28 protein-coding genes are annotated in these 24,418 nt (G+C 32.9%); 11 read left to right on the top strand and 17 right to left on the bottom strand.

The window, feature by feature from the left end; translation table 11 throughout:
* Nucleotides 1-9: 9 nt before the first annotated feature.
* Nucleotides 10-543, top strand: a complete 534-nt coding sequence (locus ACAM25_RS12255; RefSeq protein WP_369609988.1) for a cob(I)yrinic acid a,c-diamide adenosyltransferase — start codon at nucleotides 10-12, stop codon at nucleotides 541-543.
* On the opposite strand, the gene ACAM25_RS12250 is transcribed toward ACAM25_RS12255, so the two are convergent.
* Entirely contained in the window at nucleotides 519-1,487 is a 969-nt protein-coding gene (locus tag ACAM25_RS12250) for a TIGR00269 family protein (protein ID WP_369609987.1), read from the bottom strand. The genes ACAM25_RS12255 and ACAM25_RS12250 overlap by 25 nt on opposite strands.
* Nucleotides 1,484-1,765 (bottom strand): DUF211 domain-containing protein, encoded by a 282-nt coding sequence (locus ACAM25_RS12245; protein WP_369609986.1) that lies wholly within the window; start codon nucleotides 1,763-1,765, stop codon nucleotides 1,484-1,486. Before ACAM25_RS12245 ends, ACAM25_RS12250 begins: the two co-directional genes overlap by 4 nt.
* A gap of 126 nt (nucleotides 1,766-1,891) precedes the next feature.
* Between ACAM25_RS12245 and speD the strand changes: the two genes are divergently transcribed.
* A complete protein-coding gene (speD, locus tag ACAM25_RS12240) occupies nucleotides 1,892-2,260 on the top strand; it encodes an adenosylmethionine decarboxylase (RefSeq protein ID WP_369609985.1) in 369 nt (122 codons plus the stop codon).
* Nucleotides 2,245-3,165 carry an FAD-dependent oxidoreductase gene (locus ACAM25_RS12235; RefSeq protein WP_369611684.1) on the top strand — a complete coding sequence of 307 codons (921 nt, stop codon included), beginning with the start codon at nucleotides 2,245-2,247 and terminating at the stop codon, nucleotides 3,163-3,165. Before speD ends, ACAM25_RS12235 begins: the two co-directional genes overlap by 16 nt.
* On the opposite strand, the gene ACAM25_RS12230 is transcribed toward ACAM25_RS12235, so the two are convergent.
* Nucleotides 3,135-3,332 (bottom strand): hypothetical protein, encoded by a 198-nt coding sequence (locus ACAM25_RS12230; RefSeq protein WP_369609984.1) that lies wholly within the window; start codon nucleotides 3,330-3,332, stop codon nucleotides 3,135-3,137. The two genes, ACAM25_RS12235 and ACAM25_RS12230, sit on opposite strands and share 31 nt — an antisense overlap.
* Nucleotides 3,333-3,373: 41 nt before the next feature.
* Here ACAM25_RS12230 and ACAM25_RS12225 point away from each other — a divergent pair, with 41 nt between their 5' ends.
* A complete protein-coding gene (locus tag ACAM25_RS12225; RefSeq protein WP_369609983.1) occupies nucleotides 3,374-4,210 on the top strand; it encodes a UbiA family prenyltransferase in 837 nt (278 codons plus the stop codon).
* Here ACAM25_RS12225 and ACAM25_RS12220 read toward each other — a convergent pair.
* Nucleotides 4,199-5,149 (bottom strand): hypothetical protein, encoded by a 951-nt coding sequence (locus tag ACAM25_RS12220; RefSeq protein ID WP_369609982.1) that lies wholly within the window; start codon nucleotides 5,147-5,149, stop codon nucleotides 4,199-4,201. The genes ACAM25_RS12225 and ACAM25_RS12220 overlap by 12 nt on opposite strands.
* Before the next feature lie 33 nt (nucleotides 5,150-5,182).
* Between ACAM25_RS12220 and ACAM25_RS12215 the strand changes: the two genes are divergently transcribed.
* The 6 genes from ACAM25_RS12215 (at nucleotide 5,183) to hjc (ending at nucleotide 10,158) form a co-directional block, all read left to right on the top strand.
* Nucleotides 5,183-5,980, top strand: a complete 798-nt coding sequence (locus ACAM25_RS12215) for a GTPase (RefSeq protein ID WP_369609981.1) — start codon at nucleotides 5,183-5,185, stop codon at nucleotides 5,978-5,980.
* Nucleotides 5,958-6,446 (top strand): magnesium-dependent phosphatase-1, encoded by a 489-nt coding sequence (locus tag ACAM25_RS12210; protein WP_369609980.1) that lies wholly within the window; start codon nucleotides 5,958-5,960, stop codon nucleotides 6,444-6,446. The genes ACAM25_RS12215 and ACAM25_RS12210 overlap by 23 nt, the downstream gene beginning before the upstream one ends.
* A gap of 189 nt (nucleotides 6,447-6,635) precedes the next feature.
* A complete protein-coding gene (locus tag ACAM25_RS12205) occupies nucleotides 6,636-8,354 on the top strand; it encodes an acetolactate synthase large subunit (protein WP_369609979.1) in 1,719 nt (572 codons plus the stop codon).
* Complete coding sequence (locus tag ACAM25_RS12200) at nucleotides 8,332-8,727, top strand: hypothetical protein (protein WP_369609978.1); 396 nt, start codon at nucleotides 8,332-8,334, stop codon at nucleotides 8,725-8,727. Before ACAM25_RS12205 ends, ACAM25_RS12200 begins: the two co-directional genes overlap by 23 nt.
* Nucleotides 8,708-9,706, top strand: a complete 999-nt coding sequence (gene ilvC, locus ACAM25_RS12195) for a ketol-acid reductoisomerase (protein WP_369609977.1) — start codon at nucleotides 8,708-8,710, stop codon at nucleotides 9,704-9,706. Before ACAM25_RS12200 ends, ilvC begins: the two co-directional genes overlap by 20 nt.
* Before the next feature lie 17 nt (nucleotides 9,707-9,723).
* Nucleotides 9,724-10,158, top strand: a complete 435-nt coding sequence (gene hjc, locus ACAM25_RS12190; RefSeq protein ID WP_369609976.1) for a Holliday junction resolvase Hjc — start codon at nucleotides 9,724-9,726, stop codon at nucleotides 10,156-10,158.
* Here the strand turns inward: hjc and ACAM25_RS12185 are convergent.
* The 12 genes from ACAM25_RS12185 to ACAM25_RS12130 all read right to left on the bottom strand — a co-directional run bounded on the left by ACAM25_RS12185 (nucleotide 10,153) and on the right by ACAM25_RS12130 (nucleotide 20,483).
* The gene (locus tag ACAM25_RS12185) at nucleotides 10,153-11,685 is read right to left on the bottom strand and encodes a PINc/VapC family ATPase (RefSeq protein WP_369609975.1); all 1,533 of its coding nucleotides are present in this window, start codon (nucleotides 11,683-11,685) and stop codon (nucleotides 10,153-10,155) included. The two genes, hjc and ACAM25_RS12185, sit on opposite strands and share 6 nt — an antisense overlap.
* A gap of 45 nt (nucleotides 11,686-11,730) precedes the next feature.
* Nucleotides 11,731-12,333 (bottom strand): pyridoxal 5'-phosphate synthase glutaminase subunit PdxT, encoded by a 603-nt coding sequence (pdxT, locus tag ACAM25_RS12180; RefSeq protein ID WP_369609974.1) that lies wholly within the window; start codon nucleotides 12,331-12,333, stop codon nucleotides 11,731-11,733.
* A complete protein-coding gene (pdxS, locus tag ACAM25_RS12175; protein ID WP_369609973.1) occupies nucleotides 12,330-13,340 on the bottom strand; it encodes a pyridoxal 5'-phosphate synthase lyase subunit PdxS in 1,011 nt (336 codons plus the stop codon). Before pdxS ends, pdxT begins: the two co-directional genes overlap by 4 nt.
* Before the next feature lie 145 nt (nucleotides 13,341-13,485).
* Entirely contained in the window at nucleotides 13,486-13,773 is a 288-nt protein-coding gene (locus ACAM25_RS12170; protein WP_369609972.1) for a 30S ribosomal protein S26e, read from the bottom strand.
* Nucleotides 13,774-13,806: 33 nt separating this feature from the next.
* On the bottom strand, nucleotides 13,807-15,258 hold the full coding sequence (proS, locus tag ACAM25_RS12165) for a proline--tRNA ligase (RefSeq protein WP_369609971.1): 1,452 nt from the start codon (nucleotides 15,256-15,258) through the stop codon (nucleotides 13,807-13,809).
* Between the two features lie 45 nt (nucleotides 15,259-15,303).
* Complete coding sequence (locus ACAM25_RS12160; protein WP_369609970.1) at nucleotides 15,304-15,609, bottom strand: V-type ATP synthase subunit K; 306 nt, start codon at nucleotides 15,607-15,609, stop codon at nucleotides 15,304-15,306.
* A gap of 17 nt (nucleotides 15,610-15,626) precedes the next feature.
* On the bottom strand, nucleotides 15,627-15,791 hold the full coding sequence (locus ACAM25_RS12155; protein ID WP_369609969.1) for an ATPase: 165 nt from the start codon (nucleotides 15,789-15,791) through the stop codon (nucleotides 15,627-15,629).
* Nucleotides 15,775-16,425, bottom strand: coding sequence for a V-type ATP synthase subunit D (locus ACAM25_RS12150; RefSeq protein ID WP_369609968.1), 651 nt, complete (start codon nucleotides 16,423-16,425; stop codon nucleotides 15,775-15,777). The genes ACAM25_RS12155 and ACAM25_RS12150 overlap by 17 nt, the downstream gene beginning before the upstream one ends.
* The gene (locus tag ACAM25_RS12145) at nucleotides 16,422-17,813 is read right to left on the bottom strand and encodes an ATP synthase subunit B (RefSeq protein WP_369611683.1); all 1,392 of its coding nucleotides are present in this window, start codon (nucleotides 17,811-17,813) and stop codon (nucleotides 16,422-16,424) included. The genes ACAM25_RS12150 and ACAM25_RS12145 overlap by 4 nt, the downstream gene beginning before the upstream one ends.
* Before the next feature lie 6 nt (nucleotides 17,814-17,819).
* Nucleotides 17,820-19,598, bottom strand: a complete 1,779-nt coding sequence (locus ACAM25_RS12140) for an ATP synthase subunit A (RefSeq protein WP_369609967.1) — start codon at nucleotides 19,596-19,598, stop codon at nucleotides 17,820-17,822.
* 1 nt (nucleotide 19,599) lies between these two features.
* Nucleotides 19,600-20,184 (bottom strand): V-type ATP synthase subunit E, encoded by a 585-nt coding sequence (locus ACAM25_RS12135; protein ID WP_369609966.1) that lies wholly within the window; start codon nucleotides 20,182-20,184, stop codon nucleotides 19,600-19,602.
* The gene (locus ACAM25_RS12130) at nucleotides 20,181-20,483 is read right to left on the bottom strand and encodes a V-type ATP synthase subunit F (RefSeq protein WP_369609965.1); all 303 of its coding nucleotides are present in this window, start codon (nucleotides 20,481-20,483) and stop codon (nucleotides 20,181-20,183) included. The genes ACAM25_RS12135 and ACAM25_RS12130 overlap by 4 nt, the downstream gene beginning before the upstream one ends.
* Nucleotides 20,484-20,552: 69 nt before the next feature.
* On the opposite strand from ACAM25_RS12130, the gene ACAM25_RS12125 reads away from it, so the two are divergent.
* Nucleotides 20,553-22,655, top strand: a complete 2,103-nt coding sequence (locus tag ACAM25_RS12125) for a V-type ATP synthase subunit I (RefSeq protein ID WP_369609964.1) — start codon at nucleotides 20,553-20,555, stop codon at nucleotides 22,653-22,655.
* Here the strand turns inward: ACAM25_RS12125 and metG are convergent.
* Complete coding sequence (gene metG, locus ACAM25_RS12120) at nucleotides 22,644-24,359, bottom strand: methionine--tRNA ligase (RefSeq protein WP_369609963.1); 1,716 nt, start codon at nucleotides 24,357-24,359, stop codon at nucleotides 22,644-22,646. The genes ACAM25_RS12125 and metG overlap by 12 nt on opposite strands.
* Nucleotides 24,360-24,418: the final 59 nt, after the last annotated feature.

Raw genomic sequence — 24,418 nt, 5'->3', positions numbered from 1 at the left:
AATTATGTTGTGTTTACAAAATCTGGAGATGATGGAAATACTAATGTAGTAAATAAAAGAGTCGGAAAAGATTCACCATTAGTTAATTTTCTTGGAGATCTTGACGAATTAAACTCTTTCATTGGATATGCTATATCTAAAATTCCGTGGGAAGATATGAAAAAAGATTTGGAAAGAGTTCAGATAGAACTGTTTCAAATAGGAGAAGATCTTTCAACTAATGGAACAAAAAGAAAGATTGATGAAAGTTATGTTAAATGGATAGAAGAAAGGACTGTTGCCTATCGTAAAGAAAGTGGGCCAGTAAAACTTTTTGTAATACCAGGTGGTTCTGAAGAAGCTTCAGTATTACATATAACAAGAGCAGTGGCTAGAAGAGTTGAAAGAAATGCAGTAAAATACATTAAAGAACTCCCAGAAATAAACAGAATGATTATTGTATACCTTAATAGGCTTTCTTCACTTTTGTTTGCAATGGCTTTAGTAGCAAATAAAAGAAAAAACATTAATGAGAAAATTTATGATATTGATAAATTCTGGTGAAGCAAACCAGACTTTATTAAAAGTTCACAATTTTTACATATTTCTCTTCCATAACTAGTAGGCTCGCCACATATTTTACATCTCGGTAGTTCTTTCAACTCCTCTTTAGTAGAATATTCTTTTCTAACATTTTCTGAAATTCTATCAAATTCCTCAATTATGTTTAACAATGCACCAGGCTTATTTTCCTCAAGTATGTAGAGTAGTTCCCTAACTTTAGCCCTTAAAGTTGGCCTAGAAATAATGTAAGGACATTCAACTTCTTGGAAGTTATACCCTTTGTAATAAGCATACATAGTAGTTTCCCATTCATATATTTTCCTTAATGGCTTTACTCTAAGAACAAATTTTGAGCTTAATTTTAGTGGTTTATCTCCAAACCTAATTAGCCTTAGTAAATCACCTCTGATCAAATTTATAACTATTGCTTGTACCTCGTCGTCGAGATTATGCCCAGTAGCAACATAATCTGCATTAACTAATCTACCAGCATTGTTAATGAGTTTTCTCCTAAACCCACCACAAAAAGTACAGGCTGATACATTTAGCCCTTTTTCCCTAGACGACTTAACCATTTCATCTAATGTAAAGCCTACACTTTCCTTGAAACTATCTTCTATTAAATCAATTCCCAATTCTGTTAAAAATTTCCTTAACTGTTCTACCTGTTCCTTTCTGTTATAGCCATGAATTCCTTCAGTAATGTTATATGCTACTAATCTTTTACTATCAATAAACGAAGCCAAAGTATCTGCTAGCACGAAACTGTCTTTCCCCCCAGAAACTGCTAAGAGGATTTTGCTAGCATTTTTCAAACCTATTTTATCTGCTTCTTTTTCAACTCTTTTTCTAATATCTTCAATGAAGCAATTCCTGCAAAGTTTTCTACCAGAATGCGGTTGATAAATTTCAGCTTCTCTAATTTTACAAACATCACATATCATGACTCTCTTCTACCCTCCACTATTTTGTTTCCGCTTGCTACCTCATCAATACTGTGAATTGCACATCCCTCTTCTTCCAATAGTTTCTTAATTTCCTCGAAGTTTAAATTACTTCCTTCAATAACTATCATTAACCCCATTGTTTCTACATCCATATCAGTCACACTTATATTAACTCCGTCAACCCCTTCTAGAGCTGAGATTTTCTCAGCTAAGTCTACTATTGAAGTACCTCTTATAGGTTTTAAAACATCTAAGACAAGCCTTCTAATAGGCAAAGCAACTCACTGTTTACAATACTATTTTCAAAACATCAATAAAAAATTACTTGAGATAGAAAGGGAAAACAGGGGGTTAAAATTTAAAAATGAAGATATCACGCATATAGAGTGGGGGGTTGGGGTATGATGGGGGTTATGAGCACACCAAAGGTTGTCGGAAGGCAAGTATACGGTAGCTTATACGAATGCGACAACGAAATTTTAAAGGACAGAGAAAAATTAGAAGAAATTGCAAGAGAGGCAGCAAAAATAGGCAATATGACTTTGCTTGATATTAAATCATGGAAAATAGGAGAAGGAGTCAGCGTAGTAGCTATAGTGTTAGAGAGCCACATTACGATTCACACTTGGCCAGAGTACAGTTTTGCAACTGTTGATGTTTACTCTTGTGGCGCTCATACTGATCCTTATAAAGCCTTCATGTACATAGTTAATGAATTAAAAGCTAAAAGGTATACTATAAACGAGGCTGATAGATCATCAGAATTTTAATTATAGGAGGAGGAATAGCTGGATTATTAACAGCATGGAAATTAAAAAACGAGAGTGTTTTAGTTTTTGATAGAAAAAGAGAACTAGGGAAAAGATGCACTGGCATAATAAGCCATAATACTTTTTCAAAGTTGGGAATTTCAAAGGAGTTTGTAGATTCCGAATTCAAGTATATTGTTTTTCATTTTTCTAAGTTCTCTTTCGAAGTTAAAACTAATGTATTACGATTAAATAGAGTTAAATTGGAAAAATACCTTGGAGAAAACCTTAATGTAAAAAAGAGTGTTAATGTAAAAGCTATAGAAAATAAAGTGGTAGTAGGAGTAGAAAAATACGAAGGGAGAGTGATAGACGCTTCCGGATGGAAAGGAAAAGCTAAATGGGTTAAGGCTATTGAGTATTTAACCGAACCTATAAATTGTGATAAAATTCATGTATTTTTTGATATCAAAAACCCAGCAGGATTTAGTTGGATAGTTCCACTAGATTATGGAACTCTAGTAGGAGCTTTATCTTATACTGATCCTAAGCCATTTATTCCTAAAATTGACAAGAAAATTTTAGAGATTCATGGTGGAGCTATACCAAGAACTAAACCAGTTTATAAAATTGGTATTGGAGATTCTCTCGGGTTAATTAAAACGTTTACCGGAGGAGGAATATTTTCAATAGGTGAAATGCTGGATACGATACCTAAAGTAATTTATGAGAATGATTTAACTTTACATAAAATCAAATTTGAAAAACTTAAAAGAGAAATTAATAAGCAAAATATTATAACTACTGTATTAGAGAAATCGTGGGGAATAATTTTACCTATTGCTTTCAGAATATTAAAGGATAAAACTATAAATATTAATGAAGAGTTTGATTTTCATTCACTTCTTTTTCGTACTAGGTTATAACATCCCTCTCCCTTCTCTATTATTCCCATCTCGATTAACTTGCTTATAACTTCTTCCGGATCTTTAATACCTAAAGCCTTTAATTCTCTCAGTGCTATAATCTCTCCTACTGATATTACATTCTTAAAGTACTTTTCTGCTTTTTCAAGCTCTTCTTGTGATGCCATAAAATCACCTTTTTAATTTCTTTTTAAATTATTATGTGAGAATGTCAGTAAAAGCTTATTTTGAACTTGTTAGGATACATAACGTTATAGGCTCTGCTATATCAGCATTTATGGGATTTGTAGTAGCATCTGAATGGAAAATTTTACCATTAAAAATGTTTATAGCAATGATAGTTGTTGCAATAATAGCAGCTGGCGGGTACGTAATAAATGATGTTTATGATGTTAACATTGACAAAATAAATAAACCTTATAGACCCTTGCCTTCTGGAAGAGTAAAAATTTCAACAGCAAAGAGTTTAACTATCGTGTTTTTCGCTTTAGGCGTAATCTTATCTCTCCTACTTAACATATATGCAGTTATCGTAGCTTTTCTAACTATTATGGCTCTTTACTATTATGCTAAAAACTTAAAGAAGGAAGGCTTGTTGGGTAACTTTATCGTAGCAATAACGTCAGCTTTGTCAGCTTTTTATGGAGGTTTAGCTTATTTTGAAGGAAATTGGCTCGTTAGAACTTTAATTCCTACTTTGTATATTTTGTTTTTTACTCTTTCTAGAGAGTTTATTAAAGGAATAGAAGATGTGAAGGGTGATATGGCTAATGGTGTAAAGACTCTTGCTGTAAGAATAGGTGTGGATAAAACCTGGAATATTTCTAAGGCCATTTTATTAGCGTTATTTATAACCTCTCCTTTGCCTTATTTCTTTGGATTTAATTTAATTTATCTGATTGGAATTCTTATATTAGATATTATAATAATTTTAGTTCTGTTGCAAAAACATACAATAGAGAGTGCATCAAAAGCTAGAGCTTACATGAAGGTATATGCTCTAGGCACACTAATACTGTTTGCAATTGGCTCTCTACACATTTGAAAAAGATTTATCGAAAATTTTCCTATAACCGGCTTTTACTCCTACTACTCTCAACGAAACGTTCCCCTTTTGATTGCTGATTGGTACTTTATACTCGATAACTTGTCCTACTTTTACATCATTAAAAACCTTAAAATTAATAGATAAACTGTTAAGAAACAAATTAGCTAAAATCTTATCAAGGCCAACTTCACTTTTGTTAATTAACTTTATCTCTACGTAACCATCTCTTTGTAAACCTTCTACTTCTATGTTGATATTAGGAACTTTATACTTAAAAGAATAGAGGGAATAAATTCTACCGAAACTCTTAAAATTATCTATAGCATCAAAATACACATTAATCTTCCCTTCTTTTTCTATTTTTAAATCAACTATTTCATTATCGCCATTTATTACATTATTCCCTATTTCTAGTTTTGTCTCTTTACTCGGATTTTTTGCTATAATATAACACTCGCCAGAACAACTGAATTCGTACTTTTCTTTAGGTTTTAATAATAAAGCACCCGCATATAATTCATATTTTGTCTCAAATTCCTCTGCTGGGTAAAATATTATGTGACCTACACTATCAACAGTAATACTTTCTAATCCCTTGTATATTATAGAAAAAATATTCTTTCCTTGTCTTACTATTGGGGTTATATCATATATAATGGACGATATTATAGTCGTTCCAGAGTCAACTTCTATATTTGGTCTAAATTCTTTTGTTAATGAAAATTCATTTAACCATAACCTCCATTTAGGTTCCAATCCTTTTTTCCTCTCTATGTTTAAAATTACATATACTTTTGTAGGTTGTTGTTCTATGCTAAAATTGTATTCCATTTCTCTGCTTGTTGACGTTAATTTTATTCCTTCTGCCATAGTGTCATACTCAATCGTACCCTTGAAAGAACCCTCGTCAAAGACCGCAATACTTCCAATTGGCATATATATAATTCAGCTATTAAAAAAATAAAGTGAATGATTAGGGAAGTACTCAGATTTATCATAAAATCGAACTTAGTAATTGAGGTAATTGATGCAAGGGAACCAGATTTAACTAGATCAAAAATGATAGAAAAATTTGCTTTAAACAGAAATAAAAAGGTATTAATTGTATTAAATAAAGCCGATTTAGTTCCAAGAGACATATTAGAAGGATGGAAAAAAATATTTGAAAGAGAAGGATTTCCAACCGTTTACATTTCAGCAACTATGCATTTAGGAACTAAGATATTACGTGATAAGATAAAAGAAGTACTTAGAGGAAATGAAGGAACAGTAATTTTTGTAGGCTACCCAAAAACTGGAAAATCTTCAATTATCAACGCATTAAAAGGAAGTCATTCAGCTTCAACATCTAAAATACCTATGGCACATGGGTATACAAAAGCTATTCAGAAATTCAAAATTGATTCTAAAATTTATGCTTGGGATTCCCCTGGCATAATACCACCAGATGGAAATGAACTTGAAAAAGTCATTAGAGGAGTAAACGTAGATAAACTAGAAGATTCAGTAAAAGCAGCAATAATGCTTTTTGAAAGGATAAGGAAATATAATCCTAATGCTATTTCGGAGACATATGGTATAGAATTCAACACACCTTATGAGTTCTTTGAAAAATTAGCCTTAAGAAGAGGATGGATTTATAAATCTACTAAAGAGCCTAATATAGATGAGGCTGCAAAAGCGTTTATAAGAGATTACCATAAGGGCAAAATTATTTATTATGTCCCTCCTTTATCTATGATTGATGATAAAAATAGTAGTCTTTGATGCTGATAAAACTCTATGGGATCACTATAATATTTCTATCTTTAAAAAACCATATAAATTAATAAATGAAAATTCAATTGAAGATTCAGAAGGAAATAAACTAACTCTATTTCCGGAAGTTAGAGAAACATTAAAAAACATTAAGGACATGGGATTACTCTTAGGTTTAGCCACATGGAATTTGCCAGAGAAAACTGATGAGATCCTTTCGTTACTTGGATTAAAGGAGTATTTTGATATAATCGTTTCAAAAGATTTTCCTTTCAAGTTTATTTTTCTAATAGAAATTATAAATAAAATAAGAGAAAAAGGAATATCAATAAAACCAGATGAAATAATGTTTATAGATGATAGAAGAGTGCATTTTGGAAATACTTGGTTATACTTAGGAAACGTGAAATGCGTAGAGATCTGGTCAGATATATTTCATCATAAACAGATACTTGAAAAAATAAAAAGTTTTTAAATTCCTCAATTAACTTTGTGAAAAGAAAAATAGTAATGTTTAAAAAGTTTAACTTCTTATGTAGAGTCTGTGAAAAAGATGATAGGTGACTGTACCCTCCAAGTCTAATTCTTTTCCCAAAAATAAGTATAACTTTGAAGAAAAAGGTAATACAAATTCAAATACTACTTCTAAAGAGGTGGTGCCGTAATGCCGACTGGGGCTAGAATAACTATTGATGCTCTAAAAAGAGAAGGAGTAAAAGTTATCTTTGGTATACCAAGATTATCGAATATGCAATTATACGATGCGTTCCTTGAAGATTTGCAAAACGGAGAATTAAGACATGTACTAATGAGACATGAACAAGCTGCAGCTCATGCAGCTGATGGTTATGCTAGAGCATCTGGTGTGCCTGGAGTATGTACAGCCACCTCTGGGCCTGGAGCAACTAACTTAGTAACCGGATTAATTACGGCATATTGGGACTCCTCACCAGTTATTGCAATCACTGGACAAGTGCCTAGAGGATCTATAGGAAAAATGGCATTCCAAGAAGCAGATGCAATGGGAGTGTTTGAACATATAACTAAATATGTTGTAGAGATAAAGAAACTAGAAGAAATACCTATATGGATAAAAAATGCGTTCTATATAGCGACAACTGGAAGACCTGGGCCAGTAGTAGTTGATATTCCTAGAGATATATTCTATGAAAAAGTAGAAGAAGTTAAATGGCCCGAGAAACCAATGGTCAAAGGCTATAAAGAACTTCCCACAATAATTGATAGACAAAAGCTAAAGAAAGCGGCTGAAATATTAGTAAACGCTGAAAGACCAATAATTTTAGTAGGTACAGGAGTAGTATGGTCAAATGCAACCCAAGAAGTATTAGAATTAGCTGAATATCTACACGTCCCAATTATATCAACATTCCCAGGTAAGTCAGCAATACCACATGATCATCCACTATATTTCGGACCTATGGGATACTATGGTAGAGCAGAAGCCTCCATGGCAGCTTTAGAATCCGATGCGATGTTAGTAATAGGAGCAAGATTTAGTGACAGAACATTTACATCATATGATGAAATGATTGAAACAAGAAAGAAATTCATAATGATTAATATAGACCCCTCAGATGGAGAAAGAGCAATTAAAGTTGATGTTAACCTAATTGGTAACGCTAAAATACTATTAAGAGAATTAATGAAAGCAATATACGAAGTTGGTAAAAAGAATGATCATAGTGCTTGGATAAAGAGAGTAAAAGAATATAAAGAATATTATTCTCAGTTCTATTACTATGATGAACCAAATAAATTAAAGCCATGGAAGATATTAAAGACTATAAGAAATACTATTCCTAGAGACGCTATTGTAACAACTGGTGTAGGACAACATCAAATGTGGGCTGAAGTTTTCTGGGAAGTATTAGAACCTAGAACATTCCTATCCTCAACCGGAATGGGAACTATGGGATTTGGTTTGCCAGCTGCTATGGGAGCTAAACTTGCTAAGCCAGATAAAGTTGTAGTAGATTTAGATGGTGATGGTTCGTTCCTTATGACTGGTAATAATCTGGCAACAGCTGTTGATGAACATATCCCAATAATTTCAGTAGTATTTGATAATAGAACGTTAGGACTAGTTAGACAAGTACAAGACCTATTCTTCGGGAATAGAATAGTTGGAGTAGATTACGGACCTTCACCAGACTTCGTTAAACTAGCTGAAGCGTTTGGTGCATTAGGCTTTAATGCAACTTCCTATGAAGAAATCGAAAAATCTCTAAAAACTGCAATGAAGGAAAATATTCCAGCTGTTATAAGAATACCAGTAGACAAGGAAGAATTAGCTTTACCAACTTTACCACCAGGAGGAAGATTAAAACAGGTGATTGTACGTGACCCAAGAAAAGGTAGTTAGAGTAGTAGGATATTATAGAGATCCAGGATTCTTTGAAAGAATAGTAGGTGCTTTTAGAAAATTGCTGATGGATATAAACTGGATCCAAGCTAGAAAAGTATCTGAAGATGGATTATATGAAGTTTACATGGGGATTCCTTATACAAATAATTTTGATATTGCTATACAAAATTTAAGTAAAACAGTAGATGTAGAGAAAGTAGAGATTCTAGAAGATGCCAAAATTGTTACTTATATTATAAGAAATAATGGAACAATAATTGAAGGAGAACCCTCGCAAGCTAAAGAGTATGATATAGTTGTTTATAAACCCGTTTTTTCAAAAGTAACAACAATTAGTTGGGGTGTTATAAGTGGCAAAAGTGTATACTGATAAAGATGCAAGTCTAGATCCAATAAAAGATAAAACAATAGCTGTACTAGGTTATGGAAGTCAAGGTAGGGCATGGGCATTAAACCTAAGAGATTCTGGGCTTAAAGTCTTAGTAGGATTAGAAAGAGAAGGAAATTCATGGAAAGTAGCAGAAAATGACGGATTTAGGCCATTATATACTGAAGATGCTGTAAAAAATGCCGATATAGTCATTTTTCTAGTTCCAGATATGGTACAAAGGTACGTTTACAGGGAAAGGGTCCAACCATATTTAAGAGATAGTATGGATCTCGTTTTCGCTCACGGATTTAATATACATTATAGACTAATTGAACCACCAAAAACTGTAGATGTATACATGATCGCTCCTAAAGGTCCTGGACCGATAGTTAGAGAATACTTTGTAAAAGGTGGAGGAGTACCTGCATTAGTCGCAGTACATCAAAATTATTCTGGCAAAGCTTTTGAAAAAGCACTAGCAATTGCTAAAGCTCTTGGAGCTACTAGAGCTGGAGTTATTGAGACTACATTTAAGGAAGAGACTGAAACAGATCTATTTGGAGAACAAGTTGATTTAGTTGGAGGAATTACACAATTAATGAGAACAGCATTCCAAGTATTAGTTGAAGCTGGTTATCAACCTGAAATAGCATATTATGAAACTATAAACGAAATGAAGATGATAGTTGATTTAATTTATGAAAAAGGATTTACTGGAATGCTAAAGGCTGTTTCCGAAACAGCAAAATATGGTGGGTTTACTGCAGGTAAATATGTAATAAATGAGGATGTTAAAAAGAGAATGAAAGAGGTTTTGGAAAGGATAAGAAGCGGAAAGTTTGCTGAAGAATGGATTGAAGAATACAATAAAGGTGCACCTACATTAGTTAATGGCTTAAAAGAAGTTGAAAATAGTTTAGAGGAACAAGTTGGTAGACAAATTAGAGAGATTTCACTTAGAGGAAAACCTAAATCCTAATTTTTTATATATATCATGTGAATAGTAATAAAGCTAGAGGCTCATCAGTTGAAAGATATATAGTTTCTAGATTGAGAGATAAAGGTTTTGCAGTAATAAGAGCTCCAGCAAGTGGTTCAAAGAGAAAAGATCACGTACCAGATATTGTTGCATTAAAAGCTGGAGTTATTATTCTAATAGAAGTAAAAAGTAGGAAAAATGGTTCCAAAATTTATATTGAAAAAGAACAAGCAGAAGGAATAAAGGATTTTGCAAAGAAAAGTGGAGGAGAGCTTTTTCTTGGCATCAAATTATCAAAAATGCTCAGATTTGTTAAGTTTGAAATGCTAAGACAGACAGAAGGAGGAAATTATGCAATTGATTTAGAAATAGCAGAAAAAGGAATGGATTTAGATGATCTTGTACGTTATGTTGAAAGTAAAATAAGCAAAACTTTAGATTCTTTCTTATGAAGTATCAAACTTAACTCTTATCCTTATATTGTGCTTCTTTTCATATTTCTTTAATTTGCTAACTAATTTCTTATTAAATTTCCCTATTTCTTCTTTAGGTATAGTTATTACATATTCCCCGTTCTCATAAGTTACAGAAGCATTAGGTATAATATTTAATATAACTCTTTCTAATCTGCTTTGCATCGAGTTTTGTTTTGCACCGGTTATTTTACTTACTGGGACTAACATTGTTTGCTCTCCAAATACATAGATTTCATACTCAACTTTATCTTCTAATAGATCTTTTACTTCAACAACCGGCCTCGCTAAATCAGCTTCCCTTAAACCAGTAGGAACTTTAACGGTCATATCTAGACTATAAACCTTCGCAACGTTGCCAGCATGAATAAAAATAACAGTATCTAAAATGTTTGGAATTGTACCAATATCTACTCTATTGATAAACCTATGAATCGCATCTATAGGAGAAGTAGCATGAACAACTCCAATCATTCCGATTCCAGCTAGACGCAAATCAATATACAATTTGAAGTCTTCATCATTTCTCATTTCGTCATAAACTGTATAATCTGGCCTACTAAGTAACAATATATCATGAAGTTCTCCCACTTCAGCATAATTCTTTGAATATTGTGTTATTTCCGGAGGTAAATGCATATCTCTAGGAGACTCAATTGTTTTCACTACCTTACCCATCCTATTATAAAATTCTGCTAAAGCTTGAGCAAATGTGGTTTTCCCCATTCCTGGAGAACCAGCAATTAATATCCCTTCAGCATGCTCCTTTAATCTGCTCATAAGTTTATCTGGCAAATTGTAATCTTCTAATTTCTTTCTAGTAACTGGCCTAGTTATAGTGACTTCCCAACCATCACTTAAGGGTGGATGAGTTATTACCACTCTATAATTGCCTAGTTGAACAATAGTAGAACCTTTTCTTTCTATCTCTATAAATGAATCCTTTACATATTTTACCGAGGCTAATATCTCGCTAACGATCTTTTTAATTTCAAAACTTGAAGACACTTCTGGAGATAATTCAATAAATTGCCAATAACCAGGTTTACCTTTCTTTGCTTTTGGAGTTGTTCCTTCTTTTAGATGCACGCTCATCGTGTTTTCATCAAAGTATTTTTCGATTTCAAGTTGGTTTTCTAAAGGACTTAAATAAAATACGTCTATTCCTAAGTTTTCTGCTATTTGTTTCTGAATCTCATCAGCCGTAACTATCGTGCATCCTCTTTTTAGACAATATTCTCTCAACTCATCATTTATTTCTTGTTTACTGCTTAGCTCTCCTACGATCTCAAAACTAACCAGCAAGGTTTCAGAAATGTCTCTTAACTTCTTAATCTCATCTAATGCTATTTCGGCTGTAACTAAACCATCTCTTGCATCCTTTTCAATTTCACTCAATAACTGTTTATGAATTAAAATATTTCCGTATATAATCTTACGTTCTAAATACTTAGATACACCATGTATTAGGGCTGATTTATCTATCAAAAGATCTTTCGGAGGCAATAGTTTGAACCCTTAAAAATTAATCTAATATAAAAACTAATAAACCTATTTCTTTACTATCTTAAGGAAGAACTCATGGACAGCCGTAGTAGATGATAATTCAGGATGAAAAGTAGTAGCAATCATGTTATTCTCTACTGCCATAGTAATAACATCATTAAGTTTAGTTATAGCTTTTGTATCTCCCCAAGTTTTTATAATTGCAGGTGCTCTTATGAAAACAACTCTTGCTTTCCCTCCTCCTATTTCGCTCAAATCTACAGTTGCCTCAAAGCTTTCTCTTTGCCTACCATAATAGTTCCTTATAACAGAGATATCCATTAAGCCTATTAACGGTTGAGATTTTTTACCAACTTTTGCGTCCGAAACATCTTTTGCTAACATTATTGCTCCAGCACAAGTACCTAAAGTTGGCAAACCAGAATTAATTTTCTCCTTAAGTTCATCAAGTAACCCTAATTTTTGTGCGACAATTCCAATAGTTGTACTTTCTCCGCCTGGTATGATAATGCCATCGACATCTTGTAAATCTTTAGGCTTCTTCACAGCTACTATTTCACCCTGAATCTTAAGATTATCAAGAGCTCTTTTGGTTTGTAGTGCATGTTCTTCAAAACTTCCTTGATAAGCAATTATACCTATTCTCATTGCCCTCTCACTTGTAATAATTCTTCTGGTTTTAGGGACTTTATATCAATTCCCATCATACTTTTACTTTCACTTATCATTTTCTGAGCCTCTAAAACTATTTCTGGGTCTTCCCAATTTGCAGTAGCTAACACTATTGCTTTAGCCCTTACATCTGGGTCTTGGCTCTTAAATATACCAGAACCAACAAATATACCGTCAGCTCCTAACCACATCATCAAAGCAGCATCTGCTGGGGTTGCAATTCCACCAGCAGCAAAGTTTACTACAGGAAGCCTGCCCAATTTGACTGTTAATTCCACAATTTGATATGGAACTTGATATTCTCTAGCTTTTTTCATTCTGTCTTCTTCTGACATTGAAATTAAAGATCTTATTTCACTATTAATTATCTTCATGTGTTTTACTGCTTCACTTACGTTTCCAGTACCAGCTTCTCCCTTTGTTCTTATCATAGATGCACCTTCTGTAATCCTTCTTAATGCTTCACCCAAATTTCTGGCTCCATTAACAAAAGGAACTTTAAATTCCCATTTATTTATATGATGTTCTTCATCCGCTGGTGTTAATACTTCACTTTCATCAATCATATCAACTCCTAATGCTTCTAATACTTTCGCTTCGTAATAGTGACCTATTCTTACCTTTGCCATTACTGGAATTGTTATTGAGTTCATAACTTCTTCAATAATCTTAGGGTCTGCCATTCTTGCAACTCCACCACTTTTCCTAACATCATAAGGTAGTTTATCTAATACCATCACTGCAGTAGCGCCAGCATCCTCAGCAATTTCAGCTTGAGTTACATTAGTCACATCCATAACGACACCCCCCTTTTGAAATATTGGAAATGCATGCTTTACCATAGCAGAACCTTGTATTATGTCATAACTTTGCTTTTCTGGTAGAAATGTCAGTAAACCTTGATCCTTGATTATGTCTCTTAGTTCAGCTAACTTATAAAAGAATTGTTCTACCTCATAAAACGAGATTTCGTATAGTCTCATCAGATAAGAATAGATCAAACTAAATATAAAGGTTTGTTATCTTTTTTGTATGATTTATATATAAATCAACTTTGAATAAAATATTAGCCTTTAATGCGTTAAATTCTAATCAAAGAAGTATTACATCATATTATAAAAAAGATAACTAATACAATTTTGCTTTTTGTTTTCTTTCATCTTCTGGCCTGATCTTAACTATACCTAAGAATACGGCACAATTTATACAATAACACTTAGTAACTGGATATCTCATAATTATTGCACCTTTCTTTTCTAACTCTGAAGCTAAAGCTGGATCAACGGGACTATACATTTTAGTTACACATATCGCCTTATCTTCAGGTACTCTCGCACCGCATTGATCACAATAAATGTAACCTACATGACCTTTATCTCCTTTTCTTCTTCCTCTGTTTTCTCTTTTCTTTGGCAAATTAGCACCCTATTAAATTCCTTTCTAACATTATTAATAAGTTTTTGCTAGCCTAAGCATTGACATTGCTGGTTTTTTACATACAATACATTTGCTATTACTAATATCTTTATTTTCATCTAATGGTATACCTAACACTCTAGCATTAGTTACTTCTTCGAGTCTTAACCCACAACTATTTTCTCCACACCAAGGAACTTCAACCACACCAGCTTTTTCATCTAATATCTTCTTTGCCTCATTCAGATCCTCAGTATACCTAATTCTCTCTCTCATAAATTGATAAGCTCTCTCTCTGAGATCCTTCTTCATGATGTCTAATAAGTTCCTAACTTCTTCAACTACTTTTTCCTTAGGTACTGATTTTCCTTCTAAAGTATCCCTTCTTTTTATAAATACAGTGTTATTATTCATCTCCCTTGGTCCTATTTCAATTCTTAATGGAACCCCTTTCAATTCCCATATGTAAAACTTCTCACCCGGAGTTGTCTCCATATCGTCATCAATAATTACTGTAATATCATGGCTCTTTAATAACTCAGCAATTTCTCTAGCATAATTAATAACTTTTTGTGCAATTTGCTCGTCCTTTGCAGGAATAGGTATAATTACTACTTTTATTGGAGCAATAGAAGGATGAATAATTGGACCATGATCATCACCATTAATTGCAATCAAAACAGCAACAACCCTATCCGAGATACCATAGCTAGTTTGATGAGGATAGTCTAAACTTCCATCTTTCCGTTGTATTTTAAAATCAAAAGCTTTTGTAAAATGCTGACCTAGATGATGAACAGTACCTATTTGTAATACTCTTGAATCTGGCATAATAGTATCAAACGCTATAGTGTATTCAGCACCGGCGAACTTGTCCCAATCTGGCCTTTTAGATAACATGTACGGTATTCCTAATTCATCAAAGAATTTCTTATATATTCCTATTGCTTCTTCAACTTGTTTTGCAGCATCCTCATAGGTTTCATGAAGAGTATGAGCCTCCTTAAATGAAGTGACTTCTCTTAATCTAATTAAGGGTCTTGTGGCTTTAGTTTCGTATCTAAATACACTAACAACTTGATAGTATTTTTTAGGTAGTTGTTTATAACTTTTTATCCATAAACTTTCCATAAATGTTATAGAGGTTTCACTAGTAGGTCTTAAAGCTAATTTTACGTCTAGATCTTCAGAGCCACCCTTAGTAACCCAATATACTTCATTTTCAAATCCTCTAATATGCTCACTTTCTCTCTTTAGCAAATCTTCTGGTATAAGTAAAGGAAATAAAACTTCCTCATGGCCAGTAGAATCTAATAATTTTCTTATAAGTTCTAGCATGTTTTGCCTTATTTTAAATCCATATGGCATCCATACTCCCATACCCTTTACCGGATATCTTCCATAATCATAAATTTCAGCTTCCTTTAGTACCCAATCTAACCATTCACTGAAGTTCTTCTCCCACTTTTCTCTTGAAAGCTTCATTTAGGAAAAGGAAAATAAGAAGAAGATAAAAAATATTTTTGCCTTTTAGAACTTACCGAACAACATTAATACCGCAAATAATATACCATATACGGCTATTCCTTCACCAATAGCTACGAAAATTAATATAGTACCAAACATATCTCTTCTTTCAGTCAATACACCAATACCAGCAGCAGCAGCCATACCTACGGCAACACCAGCACCAATAGCTGCTAATCCTATTGCTAATCCGGCACCTATATTAAGTCCTTCAAAACCTTGGGCTGTATCAGCAGGTGCTTGGGCCGAAAAAATAGCTGTAGAAGCTAGAACCGGCAATAAGAGAAGTGCTAGCCACACTTTCTTCATATCAAGACACCGTGATATTATTTCTGAACTTCCTTTAAAATATTTCCTTTAAGTTTCTCTACCTCATCAAGCCTTTGTTTAAGAGTTTTTTCGTATTCTTGATTTATTTTTGATAATATTTCACTTTTCTTTTGATCAAGTTTAGCTTTTAAAATATTTTTATATTTATCTGCCTCTGACATCTTCTCCCCTCTTTCTTTGTAGTACTTTTCTAATCATCTTAAGCCTAACAAACTCTTCTCTTGTTCTATCATCTAAAACTCCTTTAATATATTTAGCAGAAGAAGTATAATAAGGTAAAATATAAGAATCAATGGAGTTAATTAATCTCTGAGTCTTTCTTAACTCAGCTGATAATGATCTTATTGCTGACTCCATTTCAACAAGCTCTAAAATTTTCTTAAAGGCTTCTGCTATTTGTTCTCTGGATTTTATTATATATGGAGAAACTTCAACATCTCCAAAAGGTTGTGGTTGAATAGAGTTTTCATCCAATTTGACTATAGGTATTCTAACACCAAAAAGAACTTTTAAATCACTTTTAACTTGTAAAGATGTAGGAATAGAATTAGCGTAAGTATCTATTGTAGAAATTCCCTCAGCACTTACACCCATTAAATAGGTGGTATAAGTATCCTTTAGAACTTGACTAACCTCAGCATATAATCTTTCATATTCTGCTGCATATTCTCTAAGATATATTAAGAGAACTTCTCTTTTATTCTCTAATAGTCTTTTAATATTTCTAGTTAACCTAATCTGCTTTCTTAAGTTTATAAGATTGAGTTTAGTAGGTAAAATTTTGCGTGAGCTCATTTCTTACCACGATAGTTAGGATGATACTTCTTTATATATTCTGACCTTATTAATGAAAGTTCAGATTCAGGCAATATTGATAAAATCTCCCAACCAATGTCTAAAGTTGTTTCTATACTTCTGTTTTCATTAACACCTTGAGCAACAAATCTTCTCTCAAAAGCTTCAGCAAAGAGTAAATATTTTCTATCTACCTCAGATAAACTATCCTCACCAATAATAGCAGCTAAACCTCTTATATCTTGTGCTCTAGCATAAGCGGCAAACAATTGGTTTGATAAGTCTTTATGATCATCTCTAGTTTTGCCCTCTCCAATACCATCTTTCATAAGCCTTGAAAGGCTCATTAAAACGTTAATTGGTGGATAAATACCCTTATTGAATAGTGATCTATCTAATACTATTTGCCCTTCAGTTATATATCCCGTTAAATCTGGAATAGGATGAGTCATATCATCATTAGGCATGGTAAGAATTGGCATTTGTGTTATCGATCCTTTCTTACCTATAACTTTCCCAGCTCTTTCATAAATAGTAGCCAAATCTGTATACATGTAACCTGGATATCCTCCTCTTCCTGGAACTTCTTCTCTTGATGCACTTAATTCTCTTAAAGCTTCACAGTAGTTTGTCATATCAATTAATATTGCCAATACATGCATATCTTTTTCAAAAGCAAGATACTCAGCTAAAGTTAAAGCCGTCCTAGGTGTTAAAATCTTTAAAGATGGAGGATCATTGGCTAATGTTACAAACATAGCCACTCTATTTATTGCTCCTGTTTCCTCAAAGAATTTTCTAAAGAATAATGCTTCATCATATCTTACACCAATTGCAGCGAAAACAACAGCAAAGTTACTTTCTTCACCTCTAACTGTAGCTTGTTTAGCTATTTGTGCTGCTAGAGTATTTGCAGGAAGTCCGCTTCCACTAAATATTGGCAATTTTTGACCTCTCAATAGAGAATTTAACCCGTCAATTGCAGAAATACCAGTTTGTATAAATTCCTCAGGATATTCCCTAGTAGCCGGATTTATTGGGTCACCATTGATGTTTCTCTTTTCTCCACTGATAACTGGTGGTCCATTATCTAACGGTTCTCCTAAAGGATTAAAGATCCTTCCTAGCATTTCTTCAGAAATCTTTACTTCTAGACCTCTGCCTAGAAATCTAACTTTTGAACCAGTAGGAGATATACCAGTTGTTCCTTCAAATATTTGAACAAATGTAACTCCAAGCTGAGAATCTACAACTAGACCTCTTCTTTTACTTCCATCTGGCATCTCTATTTCCACTAACTCGTTATAGGAAGCATCAGTAACTCCTTGTACAGCAATTAAAGGACCTTTAATCATTGAAATGTTTGAATATTCCCTAACATTGAGCAAGCTCATTTAACTCACCTCTTTTAATAATGAGTCGAATGCTCCTTTTAACTTATTCTCTATTTCGTCAATCTTATTAAGTTCATCATTTTTTATGGTATACTTAATCCTTATAATTTCTGGCTCTATTGGACCCACTTTTTCCAAAATTTTCTTCAGTGGTAAGCCTTTACTTATTAGATCTTGAGACTGATTATAGAATATATAAATCAACCTCATAATTCTTACTTGTTTTTGTGGGGAAGAGAATGCATCAATATCGTCATAAGCGTTTTGTTTTAAGAACGCATCTTTTATTAATTTAGCTGTCTCTAAAACCAACTTATCCTTTTCTGCCAATGACTCTGGACCAACTAATCTAACTATTTGCCTTAACTCATCCTCTCTAATGAGAACTCTCATCATAGTATCACGCATTTCTTTCCAATTAGGATCAACATTTTTATGCCACCATTGAGCTACTAGATCAACGTAAGCAGAGAACCCTTGAATCCAATTTATTGCAGGGTAATGTCTAGCTTGAGCTAAAGAGACATCTAAAGGCCAAAAAACTCTCACGAATCTTAAAGTATTACTAGTAACTGGTTCTGTAAAATCACCACCTGGTGGAGAAACAGCTGAAGCAATTGTAACTGAACCATATCTCTCTGGATTACCTAATGCTATAACTCTTCCAGCCCTTTCATAATATTCAGCTAATCTTGAAGGAAGATAACTCGGAAATCCTTCTTCAGCTGGCATTTCCTCCATTCTACCTCCTAAGTCTCTTAAGGCTTCAGCCCATCTGCTTGTAGAGTCGGCAACTAGCAATACATCATACCCTTGATCTCTGAAATATTCAGCCATTGTGACACCCACATAAATGCTTGATTCCCTAGCAGCAACTGGCATGTTACTTGTATTTGCTACTAAAATTGTTCTTAATAGTAACGGTTTTCCAGTCCATGGATCTTTCAATTTTGGAAATGCTCGTAACTCGTCTGTCATTTCATTTCCTCTTTCTCCACAACCTACATATATAACTACTCTAGCCGCTGACCATTTTGCTAAGCTTTGCAAAGTTACTGTTTTACCACTTCCAAACGGACCTGGAATAGCTGCTGTTCCTCCTTTTGCTATAGGGAATACAGTATCTAACACCCTAATACCAGTTAGTAATGGTTCAACTGGTTCAAGTTTTTCTTTATAGGGTCTTGGTACTCTCACAGGCCATTTTTGATACATTTTTACTGGTACTTCATCCCCATTCATATCAACTGTAGCAATATTCTCTTCAACTGTGTAATCTCCTTCTCTTGCTATTTCCTTTAAAGTTCCATGGACCGTAGGTGGAACTAAAATCCTATGCTCTATCAGATCTGTTTCCTGAACTACACCTAAAACGTCACCAGGACCTACCTTATCTCCAGGTTTAACTTTAGGAACAAAATGCCATTTCTTCTGTCTATCTAATGCTGGCACAGAAATGCCTCTGGCAACAAAAGGAGAAGAAGTTATTTTAGCAATAGCATCTAGAGGCCTTTGCAGACCATCATAAATTCTTCCTAGTAATCCCGGACCTAATTCTACTGATAGTGGTGCACCAGATCTGTATACCTTATCTCCGGGTTTGACTCCATCAGTGCTTTCATAAACTTGAATAAATGCTCTATCACCTTCAATTCTAGTTATTTCTCCTACTAACCTTAAATCACTAACATAGACAACTTCAAACATTTGTGCTTCTCTCATTCCATCAGCTATAACTAGTGGACCATTTACTCTAACAACCCTACCCTCTGACACCATTTTACTCACCAAACAAAATTTCTGCTACTTTATCCCTTATATCATCAAAAACTTGGTTTAAAATTGTTTCAAGAGTAAAATCTTTTAATAAACTTTTATCTGGATAGTAAATTTTAATACCACCCACTATTTTTTCATCTATAACAATTTTGCAACTAATTTTTCTCTTTTTGGTTATATCACTGATAATTTTTTGGTCAGCCGAAGAGCAATATACAACTGAACCTTCTGATATTTCTCTAGATATTATTGATTCTAATCCTTTTCTATACTGTTCAGTCTTCACAAATTCATATAGCATTTTCTTAGCATTTTCTTTAACATTCTCAATCCAATAATCCATTTCCCTGCTAATAATCCTTTTATTTTCTATCTCCATTTTCGCAATTTCGCCTCTAATCCTATCATTACTTTTGTTTACTAAATTATCTATTTTAGCTGTATACTCTCTTAAAACTTCTGTATATGATTCCTCTACTATTTGATTCATCTCATCTAAGATTTTCTTGAATTCATTCGATATTTTGTTTTTTTCTTCATTTAAAGAATAATTCAATAAATCCTCAAACGAAACCAACTTTATCACCCAAATCCTAATGCTTTAAGTATTAAACCTTTTACATCAATAGGTTTAGATTCACTAAATGGTGAAGGAATAATTGTTATAAGTGGTTTTTTCTGCTCAAGTAATAAAGAATCTATTTTTTCTTTTACTGGAGCGTACAAGTCATTAGATATAAGTATAAGATCTATATCTTCACGCTTTTTTAGCTTTTGTATTGTATCTTCCAATTGTAGTGGATCATTAAGAATTACACTTTCTACCCCTATTAATCTAAAAAGATCTACTGTGTATTTATCTCCAATAACTAATACTTTCCCCATCTTGAACTATCATTTTAAATTAAGATTAAATATTTTTAACCTATGCGTAATTTAACATAATGAATCACAGTGATTCTTCCTGAGACCATGGCAAGAGTTGAGATACTATCGCCTAAACAAAAAATTAATGAACTAATTACAAAGATTTTATTATTTAAAGAGTTTGAACCAGAAGAGCCAAGAATGCCAATATCAAATATCAGGTTTGAAGATGCAAGAAGAAATCTGGGAGAAGTAAATGAACATATTAATAAACTGAAAATTCTTATGGAGTTAGGAGGATTAATTATAGAACCTCAAGGCAAAATGAAAATAAATGACTGGTTTGATGCATCAAATCTAGTGTTTGAAGAGTCTTCTACGATTGAAAATAAATACAAGGATCTTTTAGAGGAGATAGGAAAATTAAGAGGGGAACTCGATACTTTAAACTCACAGATTAAGGAAGTTGAACCATTTAAAGATATTGGCATAGATTTGAAGATACTTTACAGTTCTTCCACTTTTGAAGTAGCGTTAGCTATTTTAGATTCAAATCAGAAAAAGGAAATTGAAAATAAAGAAATATTAGTAGTTTCTGAACCTCTAGAAAATAATAAATATGCTTGTCTACTTATTGGTAAGAAAAACAGCAAATTAGATGAATTAATGAAAGAATTAGGAATAAGGAAATTTGAAACGCCAGATCTAATTGCACCACAGATTTATTATAATAATTTAAAGCAGAGAATTGATGAGATTCTAGTTATATTAACGCAAAAAAGAGAAGAACTATCTAAGAAAATTAAAGAAGACGAGAAAAATATAAAGGAAATCTATGGAAAGTTACTAACTATAAGAGATGCAATGAATATACTATCTAAAGCTAGAAGCTCAGATTATTATGTACAAGTTGAAGGATATGTACCAGAAAAATCCCTTAAAAAACTGTCAAAAAGTTTAGATAATATTGCCTTTCTAACATACGAGTATCCAAAGAGATATGGTGAAGAAGAGGAACCACCGACATATGTGAAACTCCCTAAATCAATTGCACCACTAGAATCAGTTATTGAGTTTTATGGAACACCATCATATTGGGAGATTTCTCCTACAGTTTTCTTAATAATAACATTTCCATTCCTTTTTGGTCTTATGTTCCCTGATTTCGGGAACGCATTAATACTTCTACTTTTCTCTATATGGTTTTATAATTATGGTAAGAAGAGAGGTAGTGAGAATACTATAAAACTTTCACTAGTCTTAGTTTATTCTAGTATTGTAGCCATGGTTACTGGTCTTTTAGCTAGGGAATTTTTCGGTCCTTTACCAGTAGGAGGATTACGAGAACTGCTTAACAATCCATCAGCTCCAGTAGGACCTTTATATTATATTTGGCCCATTCCTGAATCAGTCTATCAACAAATAAGTGACATAATTCCTACTGGTGCAAATGCAATAATTAACACTATACTTTTGTCGTTACTATTAGGTTCAGTATTGTTATTTGTTAGTACATTACTAGGAGTAATCAACGCAATAAAGAAAAAGGATAAAGAATATCTGCTGTTAGATAGATTACCATTATTCATTATTTACATAGTTCCATTAATCGTATTCACATATGGTTTTACAAATATTAGTAACTATCAAGGACAAGAAGCCACATTACTAGGAGGAATATCTTATTTCTTATTCCATTCTGGCTCACCTGCACCTCTAAATGTGCAAATATTAGCTGATATCCTAGTAGTATGGGTAGAAATTGGTTTAATATATAACTGGGCAGCTAAAGCATATTTATTAAAGAAACATGAGCATGCCTCTATAGGTTCAGCTATAGTATTTGGGTTTATAGAAGGAGGATTTGAAGCAGCATTATTATTACTTTCAAACACAATATCATTCATACGTGTATTAGTATTTGCTATAGCTCACTACTATATCCTTTATGCATTTTCTTACATGGCATATTTAGCAGCGGGAAATCCAACTTCATTACTTTCAGTATTCATTAATCCTGCTGGTATAGTGATACTTATTATAGGAAACTTACTAGCAATTGCATTAGAAGGACTAATTGTATTTATACAAGATATGAGATTACACTTCTACGAAATGTTCAGTAAATTCTACGAAGGAAGAGGAAGAAAATTTGAACCAGTTATGAGTTACATAGAATTAACGCAATAAGGTAGGCCTTATTTTTTCTAAGTTCTTTCTTATTTCATCAAGTTTTTTATTTATTTCCTCTGGAGTAATTTCTACTTTTTTGAACAATATACTAATTTCTCCTAATTTATGACCACCTTTAATTTTCATTTCGCTAGCACTATCCCAGCTTTCATTTTCTATATTGGATAACCCTAACATCTCATACAACTTTTCAGCATATAAAGGCATTATAGGATAGAGCATTATCGAAATTGTTCTTAGTGAATTTACTGCAATATTAAGCACATTCCCTGCTTCCTCTCTATCAACTTTTATTAAATTCCATGGAGCTCTTGAATTCAAGTAAGCATTCCCCTCTCTAGCTAGTTTTAATATTTCCTCACTCCCTGCTTTTAATTTTCCTAATTCAAAAAGTTCACCCATTCTTTTTGGAGAAGACATAATTTCCTCTATCATTTTCTTATCTTCATCCTTAATTTTCTCCGTAATTAACGGAGGAACTTCAGTATTAAAGTACCTTTTTACCATACTTAATACTCTGTTAGCATAATTACCAATATCATCGTTTAACTCTGTGTTTACTATCCTTAGGGCTTCTCTCCACGTGAAATTAGTATCTCTTTCTTCTGGTCTTAATCTGATAAGGATAAATCTCCAGTATTCTACATCTAATAGTTCTGGTGCTTCATCAATCCAAACACCTATTTTTCTGCTTTTACTGAATTTTTGGCCCTCGTAAAGTAAGTATTCTGTTGCAGCGATAACTGTAGGTAAGACATAATTTTCTCCAGATGCCATTAACATTGCTGGAAGAATAACTGCATGGAACGGAATATTATCCTTCCCAATAAAGTAATAACTTTTTACTTCATTACCAAACCAGAATTTTTTCCATTCTTCTTCTTTTCCTATTTTCTTAAAATACTCTATTGTAGCTGAAATATAACCCAATAATGCTTCAAACCAAACATATATTGTTTTACCATCAGCCCCCTCAAAAGGAGCTGGAATACCCCATGAATTATCTCTAGTAATACTCCTTGGTTTTAATCCTTCTTTTACCCAGCTTAAGGCAACAGCTTTAACATTATCTGGCATTGTTGGCGAGTTTTTAATCCATTCTTCTATTTTATCATTAAAGACAGATAGATCGAAAAACCAGTGCTTAGTTTTCTTAAATATAGGTGGCCTTCCACATAATACACACTTAGGATTAATTAACATTTTAGGTGTTAACAATCTACCACAATTGTCACATTGATCGCCTCTAGCATCTTCAAAGCCACAATAAGGGCAAGTTCCTTTAATAAATCTATCTGGCAAGTATATTTTATCATACTCACAATAAGGAATCTCATCCTCTTCAACTTTAATATACTTTTGAAGTTTTAACATAAATTCTCTAACAAATTCTTTATGAATTTCAGATTCAGTTCTTGTGTAATTATTAAAACTGATCTCCCATGTTTTTAAAAATAACTTACTATCATATTCGTGTGCCTGATCTGTTAATTCTTTAGGATTAACTTTTCTCTTTTTAGCTTCTACCTCAATTGGAGTACCATGTTCATCACTACCACTTACAAAAACAACGTTTTCGTTTCCATATTTTAACCTAGCATATCTTGCAAATACATCAGCAGAAAGTATAGAGCCTATTAGATTTCCTAAGTGTGGTACTGCATTAACATAAGGCCAAGCTGAAGCAACAAATATCTTCATATTGCTCTTAATTCCTTCGTAAAGGTAATAAGCTTATAAAAACTTTGTTACAAATTATT

The organism is Sulfurisphaera javensis, assembly GCF_041154675.1.
GTDB classification, from domain to species: Archaea; Thermoproteota; Thermoprotei_A; order Sulfolobales; family Sulfolobaceae; genus Sulfurisphaera; species Sulfurisphaera javensis.
This window is presented reverse-complemented; position numbering and strand designations above follow the sequence as displayed.